General features: G+C 77.8%; 2 protein-coding genes. Both read left to right on the forward strand.

What is annotated here, in order from left to right:
• Positions 1–798 (forward strand): tetratricopeptide repeat protein (locus tag DQW85_RS22445; protein ID WP_275888239.1); only part of this gene is annotated, 798 nt, incomplete at its 5' end.
• Positions 789–1,112 (forward strand): zinc ribbon domain-containing protein (locus tag DQW85_RS22450; RefSeq protein ID WP_205315321.1); only part of this gene is annotated, 324 nt, incomplete at its 3' end. The genes DQW85_RS22445 and DQW85_RS22450, both read left to right, overlap by 10 nt.

Raw genomic sequence — 1,112 nt, forward strand, 5'->3', positions numbered from 1 at the left:
GCGCTGGCGGGCCTGGTCGGCCGCGACCCGGCCCAGCTCGTCGCCCAGGTGGCGGCGATGCCGCAGACCCCGGAGACGCTGCTCACCAGGGCCAGGCTGCTCGCCGAGCAGAACCTGGACGGCGCGGGCGCGGCCATCGCCGACGCCGGGCGGGCGCTGCCGGGCGACTGGCGGATCACCTGGTACGAGGGCGTCCACGCGCTGGCCCGGGGGCACACCGGCCAGGCCGTCCCCCTGTTCGACAGGTGCGTCGGCCTGCTGCCCGGCGAGTGCGCGCCGAAGCTGGCCCTCGCCTTCGCCCTGGAGTCCGAGCGCCGGGACCCGGTCGCCTGGTACGGGAGCGTGTGGCGCACCGACCACTCGTACGTGAGCGCGGCCTTCGGGCTGGCCCGCGCGGGCCGGATGGAGGTGCTCGACGAGGTCCCCGCCAGCTCCAGCCACCGGGTCGCCGCCCAGCTCGCGCTCGTCGCGTCCGTCGCGCGGGCGCCCGCCCCGCAGGCGCTCAAGCCGCAGGAGATCGCCGCGGCGGCCGACCGGCTGGACGACCTGGCCGACCTCGACCCGCGCCGCCGCGAGTCGATGACCGCCGAGGTGCTGCAGGCGGCGCTGGCCTGGCTCGACTCCGCGGCCAACCGGCCCGGCCAGGTCCAGGTCGCGGGCGCGGCCTTCACCGAACCGGCCATCCGCAGGCGGCTGGAGAGCATCTTCCGCAGGCTCGCCGCCGCCGCGGACTCCCGCCAGGAGCGGCACGCGCTGATCGACCAGGCCAACGCCGTACGTCCCCGGACGTGGCTGTGAGCTGCCCCGTCTGCGAGGCCCCCGTCGTGGCCGGTGACTCCTTCTGCGAGGCGTGCGGGCACCCGCTGCACGCTCCCCGCTGCGCCGCCTGCGACGCGCCGGCCGTGGACGCCGACGGCTACTGCGAGCGGTGCGGCCTGCGCCAGCCCACCGGCAGGGACGACGACGAGACCGTGCTCGGCGGCGGGGCCGCGGGGGTCACCCACAAGGGCCTGCGCCGGGCCCGCAACGAGGACGCGATGGCGCTGCTCACGGCCGGCGACTCGACCGTGGCGGTGGTGTGCGACGGCGTGGGCAGCTCGCCGCGGGCCGAC

Origin of the sequence: Nonomuraea lactucae (assembly GCF_003313395.1) — a bacterium.
In the GTDB taxonomy this organism is placed as follows: domain Bacteria; phylum Actinomycetota; class Actinomycetes; order Streptosporangiales; family Streptosporangiaceae; genus Nonomuraea; species Nonomuraea lactucae.